At 72.6% G+C, this 17,143-nt stretch carries 11 protein-coding genes and 2 pseudogenes; 9 read left to right on the forward strand and 4 right to left on the reverse strand.

Annotated elements, in window-relative coordinates:
* Positions 1–25: 25 nt before the first annotated feature.
* A complete protein-coding gene (locus ACWCQM_RS31960) occupies positions 26–1,423 on the reverse strand; it encodes an MFS transporter (RefSeq protein WP_450918559.1) in 1,398 nt (465 codons plus the stop codon).
* 278 nt (positions 1,424–1,701) lie between these two features.
* On the opposite strand from ACWCQM_RS31960, the gene ACWCQM_RS31965 reads away from it, so the two are divergent.
* A complete protein-coding gene (locus ACWCQM_RS31965) occupies positions 1,702–1,860 on the forward strand; it encodes a hypothetical protein (protein WP_450918560.1) in 159 nt (52 codons plus the stop codon).
* A 38-nt stretch (positions 1,861–1,898) separates the two neighbouring features.
* On the opposite strand, the gene ACWCQM_RS31970 is transcribed toward ACWCQM_RS31965, so the two are convergent.
* Together ACWCQM_RS31970 and ACWCQM_RS31975 are read right to left on the reverse strand one after the other, a co-directional pair.
* Positions 1,899–2,981 carry a polyprenyl synthetase family protein gene (locus ACWCQM_RS31970; RefSeq protein ID WP_450918561.1) on the reverse strand — a complete coding sequence of 361 codons (1,083 nt, stop codon included), beginning with the start codon at positions 2,979–2,981 and terminating at the stop codon, positions 1,899–1,901.
* A 232-nt stretch (positions 2,982–3,213) separates the two neighbouring features.
* The gene (locus tag ACWCQM_RS31975) at positions 3,214–4,131 is read right to left on the reverse strand and encodes a DMT family transporter (RefSeq protein ID WP_450918562.1); all 918 of its coding nucleotides are present in this window, start codon (positions 4,129–4,131) and stop codon (positions 3,214–3,216) included.
* Between the two features lie 76 nt (positions 4,132–4,207).
* On the opposite strand from ACWCQM_RS31975, the gene ACWCQM_RS31980 reads away from it, so the two are divergent.
* Both ACWCQM_RS31980 and ACWCQM_RS31985 read left to right on the forward strand, forming a co-directional pair.
* Positions 4,208–5,119, forward strand: coding sequence for a LysR family transcriptional regulator (locus ACWCQM_RS31980; protein ID WP_450918563.1), 912 nt, complete (start codon positions 4,208–4,210; stop codon positions 5,117–5,119).
* Between the two features lie 159 nt (positions 5,120–5,278).
* Positions 5,279–5,449: pseudogene (locus ACWCQM_RS31985) on the forward strand (helix-turn-helix domain-containing protein); the annotation flags it as partial.
* Between the two features lie 45 nt (positions 5,450–5,494).
* Here the strand turns inward: ACWCQM_RS31985 and ACWCQM_RS31990 are convergent.
* Positions 5,495–5,850 (reverse strand): annotated as a pseudogene (locus ACWCQM_RS31990) (IS1380 family transposase); the annotation flags it as partial.
* 758 nt (positions 5,851–6,608) lie between these two features.
* On the opposite strand from ACWCQM_RS31990, the gene ACWCQM_RS31995 reads away from it, so the two are divergent.
* From ACWCQM_RS31995 to ACWCQM_RS32020, 6 genes are all read left to right on the forward strand, one after another.
* Positions 6,609–8,609 carry an AMP-binding protein gene (locus ACWCQM_RS31995; RefSeq protein ID WP_450918564.1) on the forward strand — a complete coding sequence of 667 codons (2,001 nt, stop codon included), beginning with the start codon at positions 6,609–6,611 and terminating at the stop codon, positions 8,607–8,609.
* Positions 8,610–8,711: 102 nt separating this feature from the next.
* Positions 8,712–9,593 (forward strand): diiron oxygenase, encoded by an 882-nt coding sequence (locus tag ACWCQM_RS32000; protein ID WP_450918565.1) that lies wholly within the window; start codon positions 8,712–8,714, stop codon positions 9,591–9,593.
* Positions 9,593–9,853: an acyl carrier protein gene (locus ACWCQM_RS32005; RefSeq protein ID WP_450918566.1), complete on the forward strand. Its 261-nt coding sequence runs from the start codon at positions 9,593–9,595 to the stop codon at positions 9,851–9,853. The genes ACWCQM_RS32000 and ACWCQM_RS32005 overlap by 1 nt, the downstream gene beginning before the upstream one ends.
* The gene (locus tag ACWCQM_RS32010; protein WP_450918567.1) at positions 9,846–10,685 is read left to right on the forward strand and encodes an aminoacyl--tRNA ligase-related protein; all 840 of its coding nucleotides are present in this window, start codon (positions 9,846–9,848) and stop codon (positions 10,683–10,685) included. The genes ACWCQM_RS32005 and ACWCQM_RS32010 overlap by 8 nt, the downstream gene beginning before the upstream one ends.
* Positions 10,682–16,216, forward strand: coding sequence for an amino acid adenylation domain-containing protein (locus ACWCQM_RS32015; RefSeq protein WP_450918568.1), 5,535 nt, complete (start codon positions 10,682–10,684; stop codon positions 16,214–16,216). The genes ACWCQM_RS32010 and ACWCQM_RS32015 overlap by 4 nt, the downstream gene beginning before the upstream one ends.
* Positions 16,213–17,136, forward strand: a complete 924-nt coding sequence (locus ACWCQM_RS32020; protein ID WP_450918569.1) for a DMT family transporter — start codon at positions 16,213–16,215, stop codon at positions 17,134–17,136. Before ACWCQM_RS32015 ends, ACWCQM_RS32020 begins: the two co-directional genes overlap by 4 nt.
* Positions 17,137–17,143: the final 7 nt, after the last annotated feature.

The following is a 17,143-nucleotide window of genomic DNA, read 5'->3' on the forward strand; positions in this document are numbered from 1 at the left end:
TACGAAGGGTGGCCGCACCAGCCGATCACCGAGGCCTCGCCCGTACTCGACTGCCCGCCGGACGCCGACGAGACGTTCGGCCACACAGGGCCGGAGCCGACCGGCCGAGCGACGGCTCGGGCACCGGGCGCCGACGGCCCGCCGTCACCAGCGAGACGAGGGAGATCGCCACCGCCCCGAGAACGGCGGTCACAGCGAAGGTCGTGAATCCCAGGCCCGCATTCCCGCCGGCCAGGACCGCGCCGCCGAGGGTCGGGCCGACCACGGCGCCGGTGCGGCCGACACCCGTGACCCAGCCGAGACCGGTGGCACGCTCGCGGGGGGCGTAGACGCGGGCGGTGGCGGCGTAGACCATGACCTGCGCGCTGAACAGCCAGACACCCGTGACGAAGACGACCACGTACGCGACACCCAGCGGAAGCTCGTTGCGCAGCAGGAACGTACCGGCGGCGGTCAGCAGGAACCAGATCGCCGAGATCTTCACCGGGCCGAAGCGGTCCGCCGTACGGCCCGCGACCAGCATGCCGACGATGCCGCCCGCGTTGATCACCATCAGGAAGGTGACGGACGAGGAGAGCGAGTAGCCGGAGGCACGCATGAGTTCGGGCAGCCACGTCGAGACGCCGTAGACCAGGAGCAGACCGGCGAAGGACGCGACCCAGAGCAGCGGGGTGGCCAGGCGGGTGCCCGGCGCGAAGAGCGCGCCGATCGCCGCCATGCGGCCCTTGGCCCCGGCCGGGGGCGCCTCTTGGACACCGGGGCGGTCGAGGCCGTACCGGTCGGCGACGGCATATGCCTCCTCCGTGCGCCCTCGCGCGAAGAGCACACCGGGAGACTCAGGCAGCCACTTGACCACCAGTGGTACGGCGATGACGGCGGGCAGCACGCCCGCCCAGAAGACCCAGCGCCAGCCGTGCTCGGGGGCGACCGCGAGACCGATGCCGGTGGCCGCCATGCCTCCCGCGTGGTACGAGGTCATCATGAGCCCGGTGGCGAGCGCGGCCCGGCGGGGCGGGGCGAACTCGGCGACGATCGCCAGCCCGATCGGCATCAGACCTCCGAGGCCCAGACCGGAGACGAAGCGTCCGGCACCGAAGACGGCCGCCCCGGGGGCCAGCGCGCACAGCGCGGAGCCCAGCGAGAACAGCACGACGCTGCCGGTGACCAGAGGCTTGCGGCCGAGCCAGTCGGTGAGCGTACCCGCGGCAAGGGCGCCGATCAGCATGCCGAAGGTGGTCCAGCTGCCGATGGTGCCGGCGAGGCCCGGGGTGAAGCCGAGGCCCTCGTCGGCGAGAAGGTGCGGCATGGTCGCGCCGTAGATGTTGACGTCCATGCCGTCGAAGAAGACGGCCATCCAGCACAGGGCGATGACCAGGGCGACGTTGCGGAACGAGCGATCGCGCGGGGGTGGGGACGGAGTCACGGAGCACTCCCTTTCTGCCACTGCGGTGTGGCGTGCGGGTGGCCCTTCGCTCACGATGTTCGCGTGGCGAAATTTCATTCACCGGAGGGGCGATGTGAGTGTTCCGGCAGGGTCCCGCACTGTCAATGGTGGTGACTCACCTCGGCGGCATCGCCCCCGGCCGCTCCGCGGTGACGAGGCCGCCCGGACCTCAGGGCGCTCACTCGTCGAGCCGTAGGCTCGCACGCACGCCACTGTCCGGACTGCCGACCTGTTCGAACGTGACGAGGAGACCGCCGGTGAACGCCGAAGGAGCGCATACCGCGATCCAGCTTCCCGAAGGGTCCTGGTGGGACTGGGACGTCGTCGACTGGACGGGCGGTCAGCTCAGGCTGGCCGCGGGCCACGACTTGACCTACCAGCGGTTCGCCCCCTGGGTGTCACCCCCGGGCGAGTAGGCACACGGGCTGCGCGGCCCGGTGCGCCGACCTCGGGTCTACTTGGTCCTCCTCGTGTTCCACACGGGCAGTTGCTCGAAGACGGCGACGGCGTCCTCACGCCAGTGCCGCCGCCAGGAGGCCGCCTCGGCGGCGGCGGCTTCCGCGTATCGGTCGATGGCCGACTGCAGGCGTTCGTGCACGTCGTGGCGGTAGGCGATGTCGCGGATCCGGTCGATCGCCTGCGGTGTGCACTCCGGACTGCCGAGACCGGCCCTGATGGTGTCGTGCTCCTCCGCGTCCGTGGCGGCGAGCAGATCACGGACCAGGTAGGTGAGGCGTCCGGCCCTCAGGTCGGCACCCAGGGGTTTGCCGGTGACGTCCGGGTCGCCGAAGAGGTCGAGGTAGTCGTCACGCATCTGGCCACTGACGCCGGCCAGCGCGGCGTACCGGTGCAGGCTCTCCTCGTGCTCGGCCAGGTCCTCTCCCGCGGCCAGCAGGCCGAGGCGCAGGGGGGCGAGGATGGAGTAGCGGGACGTCTTGTACTCGCACACGGTCTCCAGCAGGCCGTCGTCCTCAGAGGAGACGACGTCGCGTTCGAGGTCGAGGATCTGGCCGATGACGGTATCCGTCGTCACGCCGAGCTGGACGTCGAGCAGGGCCTGTTTGCGATCGGCGGGGAGGTCCGCGTGGAACAGCACGCGCAGGGCCAGGAATCCGGCGAGATCCCCCACCATCATGGCCAGACCCAGCGCGGCCTGCGGGTTCTCGGGGAGATCCGCGCGGCACGCGTACAGCGTCGAGGGTCCCCCGCGGCGCAGAGGCGAGTCGTCGATGATGTCGTCGAGGATGAGCGCGTGGCTGTGGAGCAGCTCAAGGCTCAGCGCGGCTTCCAGCAGCCCTGGCACCTCCTCCTCCGTGACGAGGCGTGCCGCCTCGTGGAGCAGGGCGACCCGCACCCGTTTCCCGCCTCGCAGCGACAACTCCGCCAGCAGCTCCAGGCACCGGGGCGTGAAGCGTCCCAGCCTCGCGCCGTTGAGGTCACCGCCGAGCCCGGCGAAGTACTTCTCGAACGACGAGTCGAAGCGCTGCTGGTGACCTGCGGCACGCTCCAGGACCACCGTCAGTGCACTGCTGTTCATCCGCGTTCGGACCCGCCTTCCTCATAAATATGTCGCTGGACAGCCTGCCACTCCCCTGGACCACGCCACGACATCCCCCTCGGCCGGCGAGGGGCGCTGAGGTCGTACGGTGCGGGCGACGCGCGGGGCCGCCGGGTGCGGAGTCGGCTGGGTCGCGGCCGGCGGCTTCCTCCCATGAGCAGGGCCCGGACGATCGGAGCAGGTGATCTCTTCCTGATGTGCCTCGGTACCTTCAGGAGTGGTGGCGCGGGGTGATGGTGGGTGACGGGTACGGGGCTGGGATGTGCTTGGTGGCTCTGGGGCGTTTGTTGAGAAGGATGAGGCCGGCGATGGTGACGAGTCCGCCGAGAATCGCAAGGGGCCGCGGTTGCTCGCCGAGCCAGAGGTAGGAAGCGGCGAGTGTGACCGGCGGGACGAGGTAGAGCGCGGCGGTGGCGGCGGTGACGCTGAGCCGGGCGACGGCGTAGCCCCAGACGACGAACCCGGCGGCCGAGGGCAGCAGGCCGAGGAAGACGACCGCCGCGGTCGCACCGGCCGGGGCGTCGAGCGCGGCCCGGATGGCGCCGGGGGCGAAAGGAACGAGAAAGGCGGTTCCGGCCCACATCGCGTAGGAAGCGACTTCGAGCCCGGTATAACGGCGCAGCAAGGGCTTGATCGTCAGGTTGTAGACGGCCTGGCTGCACGCGGCCGCGAGGACGGCCCACGCCGCCGCCGTGTATCCGCTTTCCTTGCCGGACACGGCGACAAGGGCCGCGCCCGCGAGGGCGACGAGTGACCCGCCGGTCTTGGCCGGGGTGAACCGTTCGCCCAGGAAGCAGGCCGCCAGCACGGCGCTCATCGCGGGGACGGTGGCCACGATGAGGCTGGCGGTGCCCGCAGGCACATGGATCTCCCCCCAGTTCAGCAGCAGCTGGTAGGCGCTCATCCCGGCACCGCCTGCGAGGGCGATGCGCCATAGGTCGGTGCGCGCGGGGCGGCGCACTCCCAGCGACGGGGCGACGGCCGCGAGGCCGAGGGAGGCGACGGCAAGGCGGAGGAAGGACAACTGGGCCGGCCCGTAGCCGTCCAGTGCCACCCGGATCGCGGGGAAGGCGGTGGCCCACAGCAGCACGGTGGCGGCGAGGGCGAGCAGGGTCTTGTTGAGCTTCACCCTGTCGACTCTGCCGAGTAATATGCATTAGGTCTAGTTATCTTTTTCTTGTTGATCAGTTAGGGGACCTTTCTTGTTGGATGTCCGTCGACTCCGTGTGCTGGCCGAGTTCGCCTCGCACGGCACGGTTGCGGCCACAGCGCGGGCTCTGCATCTCACCGGGCCGGCCGTGTCCCAGCAACTGGCTGTGCTGGAAAAGGAAGCGGGGGTGCAACTCCTGGAGAAGCGGGGCCGGACCCTTCACCTGACCGGCGCGGGGCAACGTCTCGTGGATCACGCACGAGTCCTCCTCGGTAACCTCGCCGCGGCCGAGTCGGATCTGACGGCACTGCGCCAGGGCGAACGCGGAACGGTCCGCGTCGCGGCGTTCGCCTCCGCCGCCCGCACGATCATCCCCGGTCTCTGGCCGGAGCCCGGCACAGCACCGGCCCCGGAAGAGCCGGCCGTGTTCCTGGTCGAACACGAACCCCCGGCAGCGGAGGCCGCCCTCGGCCGCCGTGAGGTGGACATCGCGGTCACCCACTCCTACAGCCTGCTTCCCCGTCCCGCTCCCCCGGGCTGTGAACACACGGCCCTGTTCGACGAACCCGTGCATCTCGTCCTGCACCCCGCCGACGCCGCCGCCTACCGCCTTGCCCCCGGTTCGCAGGCAGACCTGCGCCGGTTCGCCGACGCTCCGTGGCTGCTTCCCGGCCCCGAGACCGCCTGCCACGAAATGACACAACGTGCGTGCGGCGCTGCCGGCTTCGTCCCGCGAGCCGCGGCGATGGCGGGCGACTTCGCGGTTCTGACCGCCCTGGTTGCACGCCGCGCAGGAGTCGCCCTCATTCCCCGCATGGCGTTGCCGGCCTCCAAGCCGAACCTGAGCATCCACACGCTGCGTGTCCCGGTCCACCGCAGCGTCCATGCCCTCCACCGCTCGGGGACGGGCCGGCGACCCGGCATCCGGCACGTCCTCGACCGCCTCACCACAGCCCTGGACGACTGAAGGCGGCCCCCTCGCTCAGCGGATGCCAATCCGGCCACCTGGACCATCTGGGCCGGCCTCGACCAGGACCGGCCTGCCTGCGCCGTCGCTGCGTCTGGCGCTGGCGCCTCAAGATCATCACATTGCCGGGCGTGTGTCTGTGGCCGTCGCGGGGTCATCCAACCGCAGTGGCGTATCGACCTGGCATCCGTCCGGCTCCGCGATACCGATGAGCCGGTCGAGTCGATCTCCGACGCGGTCGGATACGGTTCTCCGCACGCTTTCAGCCGTGCCTTCCGACGTGCCCGAGGCACGGCCCCGGGCGAATATCGTTCCCGCCTTCACGGGTGATCCGGCCTCGACCGGGACACCGATGGGCTCGCATGTCGAGGTGTCGCGCATTCGCCAGGCGCCGTAAGCTCCGCCCTTGCCGGTCAGTGCGAGCATCGGCGTCCAGGCCGGCAAGTCGAGGGCAATCTGCACGATCGCCGGCCGGATCCGGTTCCGGGCGGTGCGGTGCGGTGCGGGGGCAGGTTGCGCAGGCCGGTGGCCCGGGCGGCCCGGACGCGGTCCTCGCCGCGGGCCCGGTGACGGAGCTCCAGCTCGGCGATCGCCCGGCCCAAGGTGTTGGTGGCGAAGCACGTCAGCCGCATGCCGTCCGCATCCGTGAGCCGCAACTGGGCCCAGGGGTGCGGTCGTTCCTTCCTGACGATCAGCCGCACGCCCTTGGGCCAGCCGCCCAGGACACGACCGCCAGGACTGGGGCGGTGGCCGGGCGGGGTCTCGCAGGCAGGGGTGGGCTGCTGGTCGAGACGGTCCGCAAGGCCGGCTTGGGCACCGCGATATCAGCGGCGCTGGTGCCGTGGCGGAAGTCCCGGGCGGTGCACGCACTGAGAAGCGCCTCCGGCCGGTGCAAGGACAAGGACCTCGACAATCCTCGTTCTTGCTGGTCAGAGGCGTTTTGCGCTTACTTGACGACCCGTCGGACAGCCCGCTCCAGGAAGGTGCGAGGCTCACAGCGATCACTGACACGGCAACCCGGATTCTCGGGCCGGCCGCTCCCCCGGCCGGATGTGTGCGGCCCCAGCATGCACACCTGTCATGTTTCGGACAACGTCCGGGTCGAGTCCGTGCCCGAGCCGTCCCGCGGGGCGGGCCCGCCCGGCCGGGGCGGCGGCCCGGGTGCTCGGCGGAGGCGACGGGCGCTCTTCCGCGCGGCCACGATGGCAGACCCGTGGCCTGCGGAAACGAGGGATGCGGGGGCGCGCATGGGGCGCGACCGTGGGGTTTCCGGAATGCGGCCGCCGTCCGCGCGGCGCCGACGACACCGGGCGGCAATACTGCCGAAACGATCGAGGAAAGCGCCACGGTGGCAAGATTGCAACGGCCATTGATCGATGAAACCTTTGGCCCCGTTGACGCCCTGTGGGGAGTGTTTTAGCGTTGCGCCTCGTGCGACCAGCCGGTGGCTGAAATACGGGTCTTATCGCGTCCTTGAGGAGCGGTGAGCATGTCTGCAAAAGAACAGATATCTGCGCTGTCGGCCCAGGAATTCCCCACGCTCGTCCATGTGCTCCGGCACCGGGCGGAAAAGCAGCCGGACGACACCGCCTACGTGTTCCTCCTCGACGGCGAGAATGACGAACTGCGCATCGGGTACGGCGATCTCCTGCGCGCCGCCGCACGGGTGGCCGGCACGCTGGTCGCCCGGCACCGGCCGGGCGAACGGGCACTGCTCCTGTTCCCGCCGGGACCGGACTACGTCGTCGCGTTCTACGGCTGTCTGCTCGCCGGTATCGTCGCCGTGCCCGCCTATCCGCCCCAGGACGCCCGCGGCCTCGGGCGGCTGGACGCCATCGTGGCCGACGCGGGCGCGAGCATCGCGCTGACCACGAGGGACCTGCTGCCGGTTGGCCGTACCGCCCTGCGGGCACCGCTGGCCTGGATCGCCACGGACGCCCCGCCGGAGGAGGCCGCCGAAGCGTCCGCCGCGGCGGACCCCGCCGGACCCGAGCCCGGACAGGTCGCCTTCCTCCAGTACACGTCGGGCTCCACCCGGCTGCCGCGCGGGGTGGTGCTCACCCACGCGAACCTCACGCACAACGCGGAAGCCATTTACCGGGCATTCGCCGGAACGCCGCGCGACGTCATGGTGAGCTGGCTCCCTCCCTATCACGACATGGGACTCATCGGTGCCATTCTCGCCCCGCTCCACGGCGGATTCCCCGCCGTCCTGATGGCGCCGTTGCATTTCCTTCAGAATCCTTACCGATGGCTCCGGGCGATATCCGTGCACCGCGGCACCATCAGTCCGGCCCCGAATTTCGGGTACGAATTGTGTATCCGCAAGATCGACGACGAGCGGCTGGCGTCGCTCGACCTGTCCTCCTGGCGCGCGGCGGTGAACGGCGCCGAGCCGGTGCGGGTGGAGACGGTCGAGCGGTTCGCGCGGCGCTTCGCCCCGGCCGGCTTCGACCCCGCCGCCTGCCGCCCCAGTTACGGCCTCGCGGAGGCGACTCTGCTGGTGACGGGTGACCCGCTGGGCGAGGAGGTCCGGCGCTTCCCGGTGGAGGGTGTGGAGCGGATCGCCTGCGGGACGGCGAGGGGCGGCCAGTCGGTCGTCGTCGTGGACACCGCCACTCTCGCCCCCGCCGCACCGGGCCGGGTCGGCGAGATCTGGGTGGCGGGTCCCAGCGTCGCCACCGGCTACTGGGGCCGCCCCACCGAGAACGAGGCGCTGTTCGGCGCCACCCTGCCCGACGGCCGGGGCCCCTACCTGCGCACCGGCGACCTCGGGGCGCTTGACGAGCACGGCGCCCTGGCCGTCACCGGGCGGCTCAAGGACCTCATCGTGCTGCGCGGCCGCAACCTGTATCCGCACGATGTGGAGAACGCCGCCGAGCTCGGGCACCCCGCGGTGCGTCCCGGCTGCGGCGCGGCGTTCACCGTGCCCGTCGACGGCGAGGAGCGGCTCGTCCTGGTGGTGGAGACGGCGGACGGCGCGGACCTCGACGAGGTCGCCCTGCACGGCCGCCGCGCGGTGTGGGAGGAGTGCGAGGCGGAACTCCACGAACTGGTGCTCCTGCCGGCCCGCACCATCCCCAAGACCTCCAGCGGGAAGATCCAGCGGCGCGCGACGCGTGAGGCGTACCTCGCCGGGGAGCTGCCCCGGATCGGAGGGCTGCGGCCCGACGCAGCGGCGACTGCCTCAGGCCCCGACCGCACGCCCCCGGGCACCCCCCTGGAATCCCTGATCGCCACGGTCTGGGCCGAACTGCTCGGGCGGCCCGACGTCGGGGTCCACGAGGACTTCTTCGCCTCGGGGGCGCAGTCGCTGCTGCTCGCCCGGCTGGCCGCGCGGATCGAGGCCGAGCTGCCGGTGCGCGTCACCGTCGGCGACCTCTTCCAGGCGTCCACCGTGGCCAAGCTGGCCGCGCTCCTGGAGAGCCGGCCGCTCGCCCTGGACGAGGAGCACGCCGCCGGCCTCCTCGCCCGGAGCGACGACGGCTGAGCCGGACCTCACCTCCGCCCCCGGGTCCGGCCGCACCGCGGCCCGGCCGACCGCCCCGCACCTCTCGTACGCACGCCGACCGCCGAACCGGCAGGGGAGACCATGGATACGTCAGACGTGGTGGAGACGCTCGACCACCTGGTCGCCGACGCGACCGATCACCACTACAGCCCGTACACGCGCTTCGACTGGGTCGACGAACTCGCCGAGCAGCAGTGGTGGATGACTCCCGACCTGCTCAGCGTGGCCGGTACCCGGTACGCGCACGAGCTGGACGAGAAGCAGCTCATGCGGCTCAGCAAGTGGGAGAGCGTCAATTTCTTCAGCCTGAACATCCACGGGATCCGCGAGCTGCTCATCGAGGTGACCCGGCGCATCCACACCCCCGGGTTCGAGCTGCCCTCGGAGTTCTTCCACCGCTTCCTGGGCGAGGAGAACGGGCACATGTGGTTCTTCGCCCAGTTCTGCCTGCGCTACGGCGGCAAGATCTACCCGGACAAGTCGCTCCCCGTCGCGACGGCGGAGGAGGACATCGATGTCGCCCACTTCCTGGTCTTCGCCCGCATCCTGATCTTCGAGGAGCTGGTCGACCACTTCAACCTCCGGATGGGGCGCGACACCACCCTGCACCCGCTGATCAGGGAGGTGAACCAGGTCCACCACGACGACGAGTGGCGCCACATCATCATGGGCCGCAAGCTCGTCGGACTGCTCTACGAGCCGCTGCGCGAACGCGGCGACCAGGAGCTGCGCGACCGCCTCGACCTGTATCTGCGGCGCTACATCACCGCGAGCGTCCAGTCGCTCTACAACCCGTCGGTCTACCGCGACGCGGGCATCCCCGAGCCCTTCGCCTTCCGCGAGGAACTGCTGAAGGACCCGGCGCGGAACGGCTACCACGAGACCTTCTTCAAGCGCATCACCCGCTTCCTCACCAGCCAGGAGATCATCAGCGGTTCCCCGTTCGAGGGGGCCGGGGTCTGATGGCGGACGACGCGATCGAGCGGGTGCGCGCCTGGTTGCTGACACGCAACCCCGAGGTGTCCGCGATCGGCTGGGACGAGGACCTCATCGACAGCCGGCTCATCGACTCCCTCGACTTCCCCCAACTGCTGTTCCTGCTGGAGGACCTGGCCGGACAGGAGCTGGAGCTGACCGCGGAGAACGTCACCGGCTTCCGGACCCTGCGCGGCATCCGCGACAAGGTGCTGGCCGGCGTCACCGGTGGGGTGGACCATGAGTGACCTCTACACGGCGCGCGGCGGACTCGTCACCCTGGGGCCGGAACTGGTCCACCTCATGGACCTGCTGGACGGGCAGTTCCGGCGGTGGGCGGCCGAGACCGGCGCAGCCCCCATGCTCTTCCCGACCGTGATCGGCGCCGCCGACCTGGCCTCCATCGACTACTTCGACAACTTTCCCCAACTGGCGCTCATGACGGCCCCCTTGAGGCTGCCCGCCGAGGGCGTCGAGGACGGCCCCGGCCCGGTGGACGGCCCGGTGGTCGCCGCGGACCGGCTCGGACCGAGCGAGTACGGGCTGGTCTCCGCGGCCTGCTACAACGTCTACCTGCACCACCGTTCCGGCAGCCTCGCCGGGCCCACGTTCGTGACCACGGTCGCCAAGTGCTTCCGCAACGAGGACTACTACGACGGGCTGCGCCGGCTGCGCGGCTTCACCATGCGGGAGATCGTCTGCCTCGGCCCCCGGGAGGCGGTGCTGGAGCACCTCGCCGCGTTCCGCCCGAAGGTGGTCGAGTTCGCGTCCCGGCTGGGGCTGGGGCTGACGGTCGAGGCGGCCTCGGACCCCTTCTTCGAGAAGGACGGCGGACGGGCGCTGCTGGCCCAGCTCTTCCCGGTGAAGGAGGAGTTCGTACACGGCTCCACCCTGGCCATCGGCTCGCTCAACTTCCACCGCAACTTCTTCGGCGAGCGCTGCGACATCACGCTGGCCGACGGAGGTCCCGCCTACACGGGCTGCGTCGCCTTCGGCCTGGAACGATGGATCGCGGCGCTGCTGGAGACCCACTCGGACCCCGACGACCTCCTCGTACGGGTCGCGGAGGCCACTTCGTGAGCGATCTCCTGGGGCGGCTGGCGTCGCTGCCCGCGGCGGAACGGGCCCGGCTGATGGCCCGGCTACGGCAGGAGGGCGCCGGTCCTGACGCCGGTCCCGGCGCCGGGACCACCACCGGTCCCGACGCCGGAGCCGGTCCCAACGCCACCGACGCCCAGCGGCGGCTGTGGCTGCTGCAACGGCTCGACCCCGCGAGCCCGGCCCACCACCTGTCGGCCGCGTTCCGGCTGGCCGGGACGCTCGACACGGGGGCGCTGGGCGCGGCGCTGACGGAGATCACCGCACGGCACCCCGCCCTGCGCACCGGGTTCCGCGAGCACGACGGCCGGCCGGTCCCGCACGTCGTGGAGCCCGCCGCCGTCCTGCCGCGGACCGTCGACCTCGGCGCGCTGCCGCCGAAGGACCGGGAACCGCGGGCGCACGCGCTGCACCGGGAACACGGCACCCGCCCCTTCGACCTGGAGCGCCCGCCGCTCGTCCGGTTCACCCTCTACCGCTGCGCGGACGACCACCACGTGCTGACGGTCGTCGCCCACCACCTGGTCTGCGACGGATGGTCGGTGGCCGTCTTCGCGGAGGAACTGGCAGCCCTGTACGGGGCGTTCGTCGAGGGCCGTCCGTCCCCGCTGCCGCCCCCGCCGGTCGCCCCTGCCGAGGAGCGGCGGCCGGACGACGCGGAGTACGCCCGCTCGGCCGCGTACTGGCGCGCCGCGCTCGACGGCGATCCGCCGGCCCTCGACCTGCCCGCCGACCGGCCGCGCCCGGTCCGGGAGACGGTCCGGGGCGCCCGGCACGGCCTCCGTCTCCCGGCCGCGCTGCTCGACGAGGTGCGCGCGGCGGCCGGCCGGGACCGCTCCACCGTCTACGCCTTCCTGCTCGCCGCGTACGCCGTGACCCTGTACCGCGTCACCGGCGGGCGGGACCTGGTGATCGGCGCGCCCGTGGACGAGCGCCGGGGCGCCGCCGAGGAGCGGCTCATCGGCTTCCACGTCAACACGCTTCCGCTGCGGGTGCGGCTGCGGCCGGACCAGACGCACGCCGCCGCGGCCCGGCACGCGGGCGAGGTGCTCTCGGGGGCGCTGGCCCACGACCTGCCCTTCGGGGACATCGTCCGGGAGGTCAACCCGCCGAGGCCGCCCGGCCGTCCGGTGCTGAGGCAGACGGCCTTCTCCCTCCAGCCCGCCGTCGCCGGCGTCCTCGGGGCGGGCGGGATCGCCCTCACCCCGGTCGCTCCCGACGCCTTCCACCTCGGCGTCTCCCCCCTCGAACTCGCCCTCCATCTGCGCGAGCAGGACGGCGAACTGCTCGGCTGCCTCGAATACCGCACCGATCTCTTCGACGCGGTCACCGTCGCCGGATGGGCCGAGGAGTTCCAGGAGACCGTTCGCCGGGCCGCCCGCTCCCCCCGGGCCCTCCTCGCACCGCCCGCGCGCGAGCCCGCCCCCACCCCGGGGGCCACCGCCACCCCTTCCGCCCAGGCCGCCCCGGACACCAACCTCACCGACAGCCAGCTCGCCCTGTACTTCGGCAAGAAGACCTCCGGCGACGTGCGGCTCTACTACGAGAACGTCACCGCGCTCCTCACTCTCACCGGGACGCTCGACCACCCGCGCTTCCAACGGGCGTTCCAGAAGCTGGTGGACCACAGCGACTCCCTGCGCTCCACCTTCCACGAGGTGGAGGGCGTCCCGGTGCGGCGGGTGAGCGAGACCGTGCCCGCCCCGGTGGACCTGGTGGACCTGTCCGGCGCGGCCGACCCGAGGGCGGCGGCCCTGGCCTGGGCCCGCCGGCGTACGGCGACCGGCCTCGACCCCTCACGCGCGGTGTTCGACTCCGCCCTGCTCCGGCTCGGCCCCGACGCCTGGGCCTGGTACCTCGACGTCGACCACCTCGTCTGCGACGCCTGGTCCATGGCCCTGATCCTGCGCACCCTGTCCGACTACTACGACCTGGACCGGGAGGGGCGGCTCGGCGAGGCCCCACCGCTGCCGCCGTTCCAGGCGTACGCCGACCACGAGCGGGCGGGCCGCGGCAGCGAGCGCCGTCGGCGGGCCCGGCGCCACTGGGAGGCGCTCGCGGCCCGACCCGTCGAGCGGCTCGCCTTCCACGGCCGCGAGGAGGACCTCGCCGGGCGGACCCGCACCGCCCGGATCAGCCTCGACCTCGGCCCCCAACGCAGCGCCCGGATCGCCGGGTTTGCCCGCACGGAGGGGTACGCCTCGCCCGCCACCGCCTTCGGCGCGGCGCTCTTCGCCTACCTCCACCGGGTCGGCGGCGGCGAACTCCTGCGCATCGGCACGCCGTTCGCCGGCCGCCCCGCCGCCGAATTCCGCTCCACCATCGGCCTCTTCATGAACGTCCTGCCGCTCCAGGTACGGATCGACGGCGACACCACGCTGCGCACGCTCGCCCGGGAGGTCCAGCGCGCCTTCCTCGACGCGGCCCGCCACCAGGACCACGTCCCCCGGCACCGCGGCGGCACCCGTCTCTACGACGTCTACCTCAACTACCAGAACGCCGTCTTCGAGGGGTTCGGGTCCCCGGCGGGATTCGACCTCGTCGACACCGGCCACTCCCCGGACCGGCTCACCCTCCAGGTGCGCGAGCTGCGCCCGGACGCCGGCGCGGAGCCCCGGTTCGTGCTGGACTTCGACTTCCGCACCGCCTGCTTCGACGAGGCCGAACGCGAACGCGCCACCGGCCACTACCTCGCCCTGCTCGACGCCCTGACCACCTCGCCCGAAGCACCGGTCTCCGCTCCCGCGATGCTGTCGGAGGCAGAGCTGGCCGTCCTCGACGCCTTCAACGACACCGCACGCCCCTACGACCTCACCGCCCCGCTGCACGCACGGGTGGAGCAGCAGGCGCGGCGTACCCCCGACGCCCCGGCGGTGGTCTTCGAGGGCAGCACCCTCACGTACGCCGCGCTGGACGCGGACGCCGACCGGCTGGCCCGGCGCATCCGGCAGGCCGTACGGCTCTCCGGCGGCGGGCGGTTCGAGCCCGGCACCGCGGTGGCGGTCCACCTGGACCGGTCCGCACACCTGGTCGTCGCCCTGCTCGCGGTCCTCAAGGCGGGCGGCGCCTACCTCCCCGTGGACCCGGCGACCCCGGCCGAGCGGATGGCGTTCATGCTGTCCGACGCCGGAGCGGCCCTCGTCCTCACCAGCGGACCGCTGCCGCACGGCGGCCTGCCCGACGACGTCCCCGCCCTCCGGGTGGACGAGGCCGGACCGGCGGGCGCGGACACACCCGGCGGGAGCGGGGAAACGGCTGACCCGGCGGTCCCGGCCGATCCCGACCTGCCCGCCTACCTCATCTACACCTCCGGCTCCACCGGCGTCCCCAAGTGCGTCGAGGTCACGCACCGGGCCATCTGCAACCGGCTGCTGTGGATGCAGGAGACGTACGGACTCACCGCCGCCGACGCCGTGCTGCAGAAGACCCCGTTCACCTTCGACGTCTCCGTGTGGGAGTTCTTCTGGCCGCTGATGACCGGAGCCCGGCTCGTGGTGGCCCGCCCCGAAGGGCACCGCGACCCGGCGTACCTGGCCGGGCTGATCCGCCGCGAGGCGGTGACGACCGTCCACTTCGTGCCGTCCATGCTGCGCGTCCACCTCGACGACCCGGCGACCGCGGGCGGAGGGAGCCTGCGCCGCGTCTTCGCCAGCGGGGAGGCGCTGCCCCCGGACCTGGTGCGTGCGTTCTTCCTGCGGTACCCGCACCCGGAGGTCGAACTGCACAACCTCTACGGCCCCACCGAGGCGGCCGTGGACGTGTCGGCGTGGCGGTGCGCGCCCGAGGACGCCGACGGGCCGGTGCCCATCGGCCGCCCGGTCGCCAACACCACCCTCGACGTGCTGGACGGCCGGCTGCGCCCGGTGCCCCTCGGCATCGCCGGCGAACTCCACATCGGCGGAGTGCAACTCGCCGCCGGCTACCGCAACCGGGAGGCGCTCACCGCCGAACGGTTCGTTCCCGATCCCCGCCGGCCGGGTGGACGGCTCTACCGCACCGGCGACCTCGTACGCCAACGCCCCGACGGGGCACTGGAGTTCCTCGGCCGGGCCGACGGGCAGGTCAAGCTGCGCGGGTTCCGGATCGAACTCGGCGAGATCGAGACCCGTCTGGCCGCCCACCCCGGCGTCCGTGCCGCTGCGGTCCGCACCTGGCAGGACCGCCTGGTGGCCTACGTGGTCCCGGCCGTCGGAGCCGACGCGGCCCCCGGCCGGGACGAGCTGCGGGCCTTCCTGGCGCGCTCCCTGCCCGACCACATGGTGCCGGGCGTCTACGCGCCCCTGGACGCGCTCCCCGTCACCGTCAACGGCAAACTCGACCGCGCCGCCCTCCCCGAACCGGTCCCGCATCCCGCCTCCACCGCCCCCGGAACCGCCGCGCCCGCGCGGACGCCGGTCCAGCGCTCCGTCGCGGAGCTGTGGGGGGAACTGCTCGGACGCGACCCGGACGCGATCGGTCCCGACGAGGACTTCTTCGAACTCGGCGGCCACTCGCTGCTCGCGGCCCGCCTCGTCGCCGCGGTCGGCCGCCGCTTCGGGGTGCGGCTGCCGCTCACCTCCCTCTTCGAGGCACCGACCGTGGCCCGGTTCGCCGCGCTGCTGTCCGCCGGATCCGCGCACGCCCAGGTCCTGCCGCTGCGGGCGCCGGTCACCCCCGCCCCGCTCTTCCTGTTCCACCCCGCGGGCGGCGACGTCATGGCGTACCGGGAGCTGGTCGGCCTGTTGCCGGGGGGACGGGAGGTGCTCGGCATCCGGTCCCGCGCCCTGTCCGGCGAGCCCGAGGCGGAGAGCTTCGCCGCGATGGCCGCCCAGTACGCCGAACTGGTCCGCGGCCACCGGCCCAGCGGCCCCTACCACCTGGCCGGCTGGTCGATGGGCGGCGCCCTCGCCGTCGAGGTGGCGGCGCTGCTGGAGGCGGCGGGCGAGGAGGTCGCCCTGGTCGCGCTGCTCGACTCGTCCGTACCCGGCGCGGGCCGGCCCGACCCGCTGCTGGCCCCCGCCGTCGCCCTCGCCGACACCCTCCCCGACCTCGCCGTGACACCGCAGGAGGCTGCCGGACTCCGCGAGCGGCTGCGCGGACTCCCGTTGCAGGAACGGCTGAAGCTGCTGGTCGCCCGCGCCGAGGAGCGCGGCCGGCCGGCCGCCCCCACCGAGGCGCTGCTGCACCAGGCGGAACTGGCCGAACACCACGAGCAGGTGGTCCTCGGCCACCGGCCCACCGCCGTCGACGCCCCGCTCACCGTGTGGTGGGCCCGCGACCGGCTGCGCGAACCCCGCACCGACTGGGCTCCGTTGACGCGCGGCGGCATCCGCGAGGAGGCGACCCTCCCCGGTGACCACTTCTCCCTGCTGCGCCCGCCGTACGTCACCGAGGTGGCGAGGCGGCTGGCCGCGGCCCTGGACGCCGGCCCGGCCCCGGCCCCCGTACCGCCGGGCCGGGACGCACTGCCGCCGGTCACCCACGAACCCACCACCGGTAACGAGCAAGAACGAGAAGGAAGTGAACAGCTGTGACCTCTGCGCAAGCCAATCAGGGGACCACCCCGCCGCCGGAGAACCCCGCGCCCGCCGCGGGCACGCCCCCGCTGGCGGTGGCGGCGGGGGTGGTCACGGTCGTCCTGTGGGCTTCCGCGTTCATCGGCATCCGGGCGGCCGGCGACGACATCGACCCGGGCGCCCTCACCCTCGCCCGGCTGTTCATCGGAGCCGTGCTCCTGGGCGCGGTGGTCCTGATCCGCCGGGTGCCGCTGCCGCCCCGCTCGGACGCACCGCGCCTGATCCTCTGCGGATTCCTCTGGTTCGGCGTCTACAACGTCGCGCTCAACGCGGCCGAGCAGCGCATCGACGCCGGCACCACCTCGATGATCATCAGCCTCGGCCCGGTGCTCATCGCCGTACTGGCCGGGCTGCTGCTGAAGGAGGGCTTCCCCCGCTCACTGATCGTCGGCGGCAGCGTGGCGCTGGCCGGGGTCCTGCTGATCGGCCTGGCCACCTCCAGCGAGGGCCTGGACGCCGGGACCGGCAGCCTGCTCGCCCTGCTGGCCGCCGTGGCGTACGCGGGCGGCGTCGTCACCGAGAAGCCGCTGCTCGCCAACAGCTCGGCCCTCGTGGTCACCTGGCTCGCCTGCGTGGTCGGAGCGGTGCTGTGCCTGCCGTTCCTCCCGCAGCTCATCGACAACCTCTCGCACGCGAGCGGCGAGTCGATCGCCTGGACGATCTACCTCGGCGTCTTCCCGACCTCGGTCGCCTTCACCACCTGGGGCTACGCACTGGCCCGCTCCACCGCCGGGAAGATGGGCGCGCTCACCTACCTCTCGCCGCCGATCGCCGTCACCCTCGCCTGGCTGATCCTCGCCGAGACCCCGCCGTGGCTGGCGGTCGTCGGCGGCGCGCTCTCCCTCGGCGGCGTCGTCTTCAGCCAGCGCAAGAAGTGAGAGCGGT

It is taken from the genome of Streptomyces sp. NPDC002125 (genome assembly GCF_053593715.1).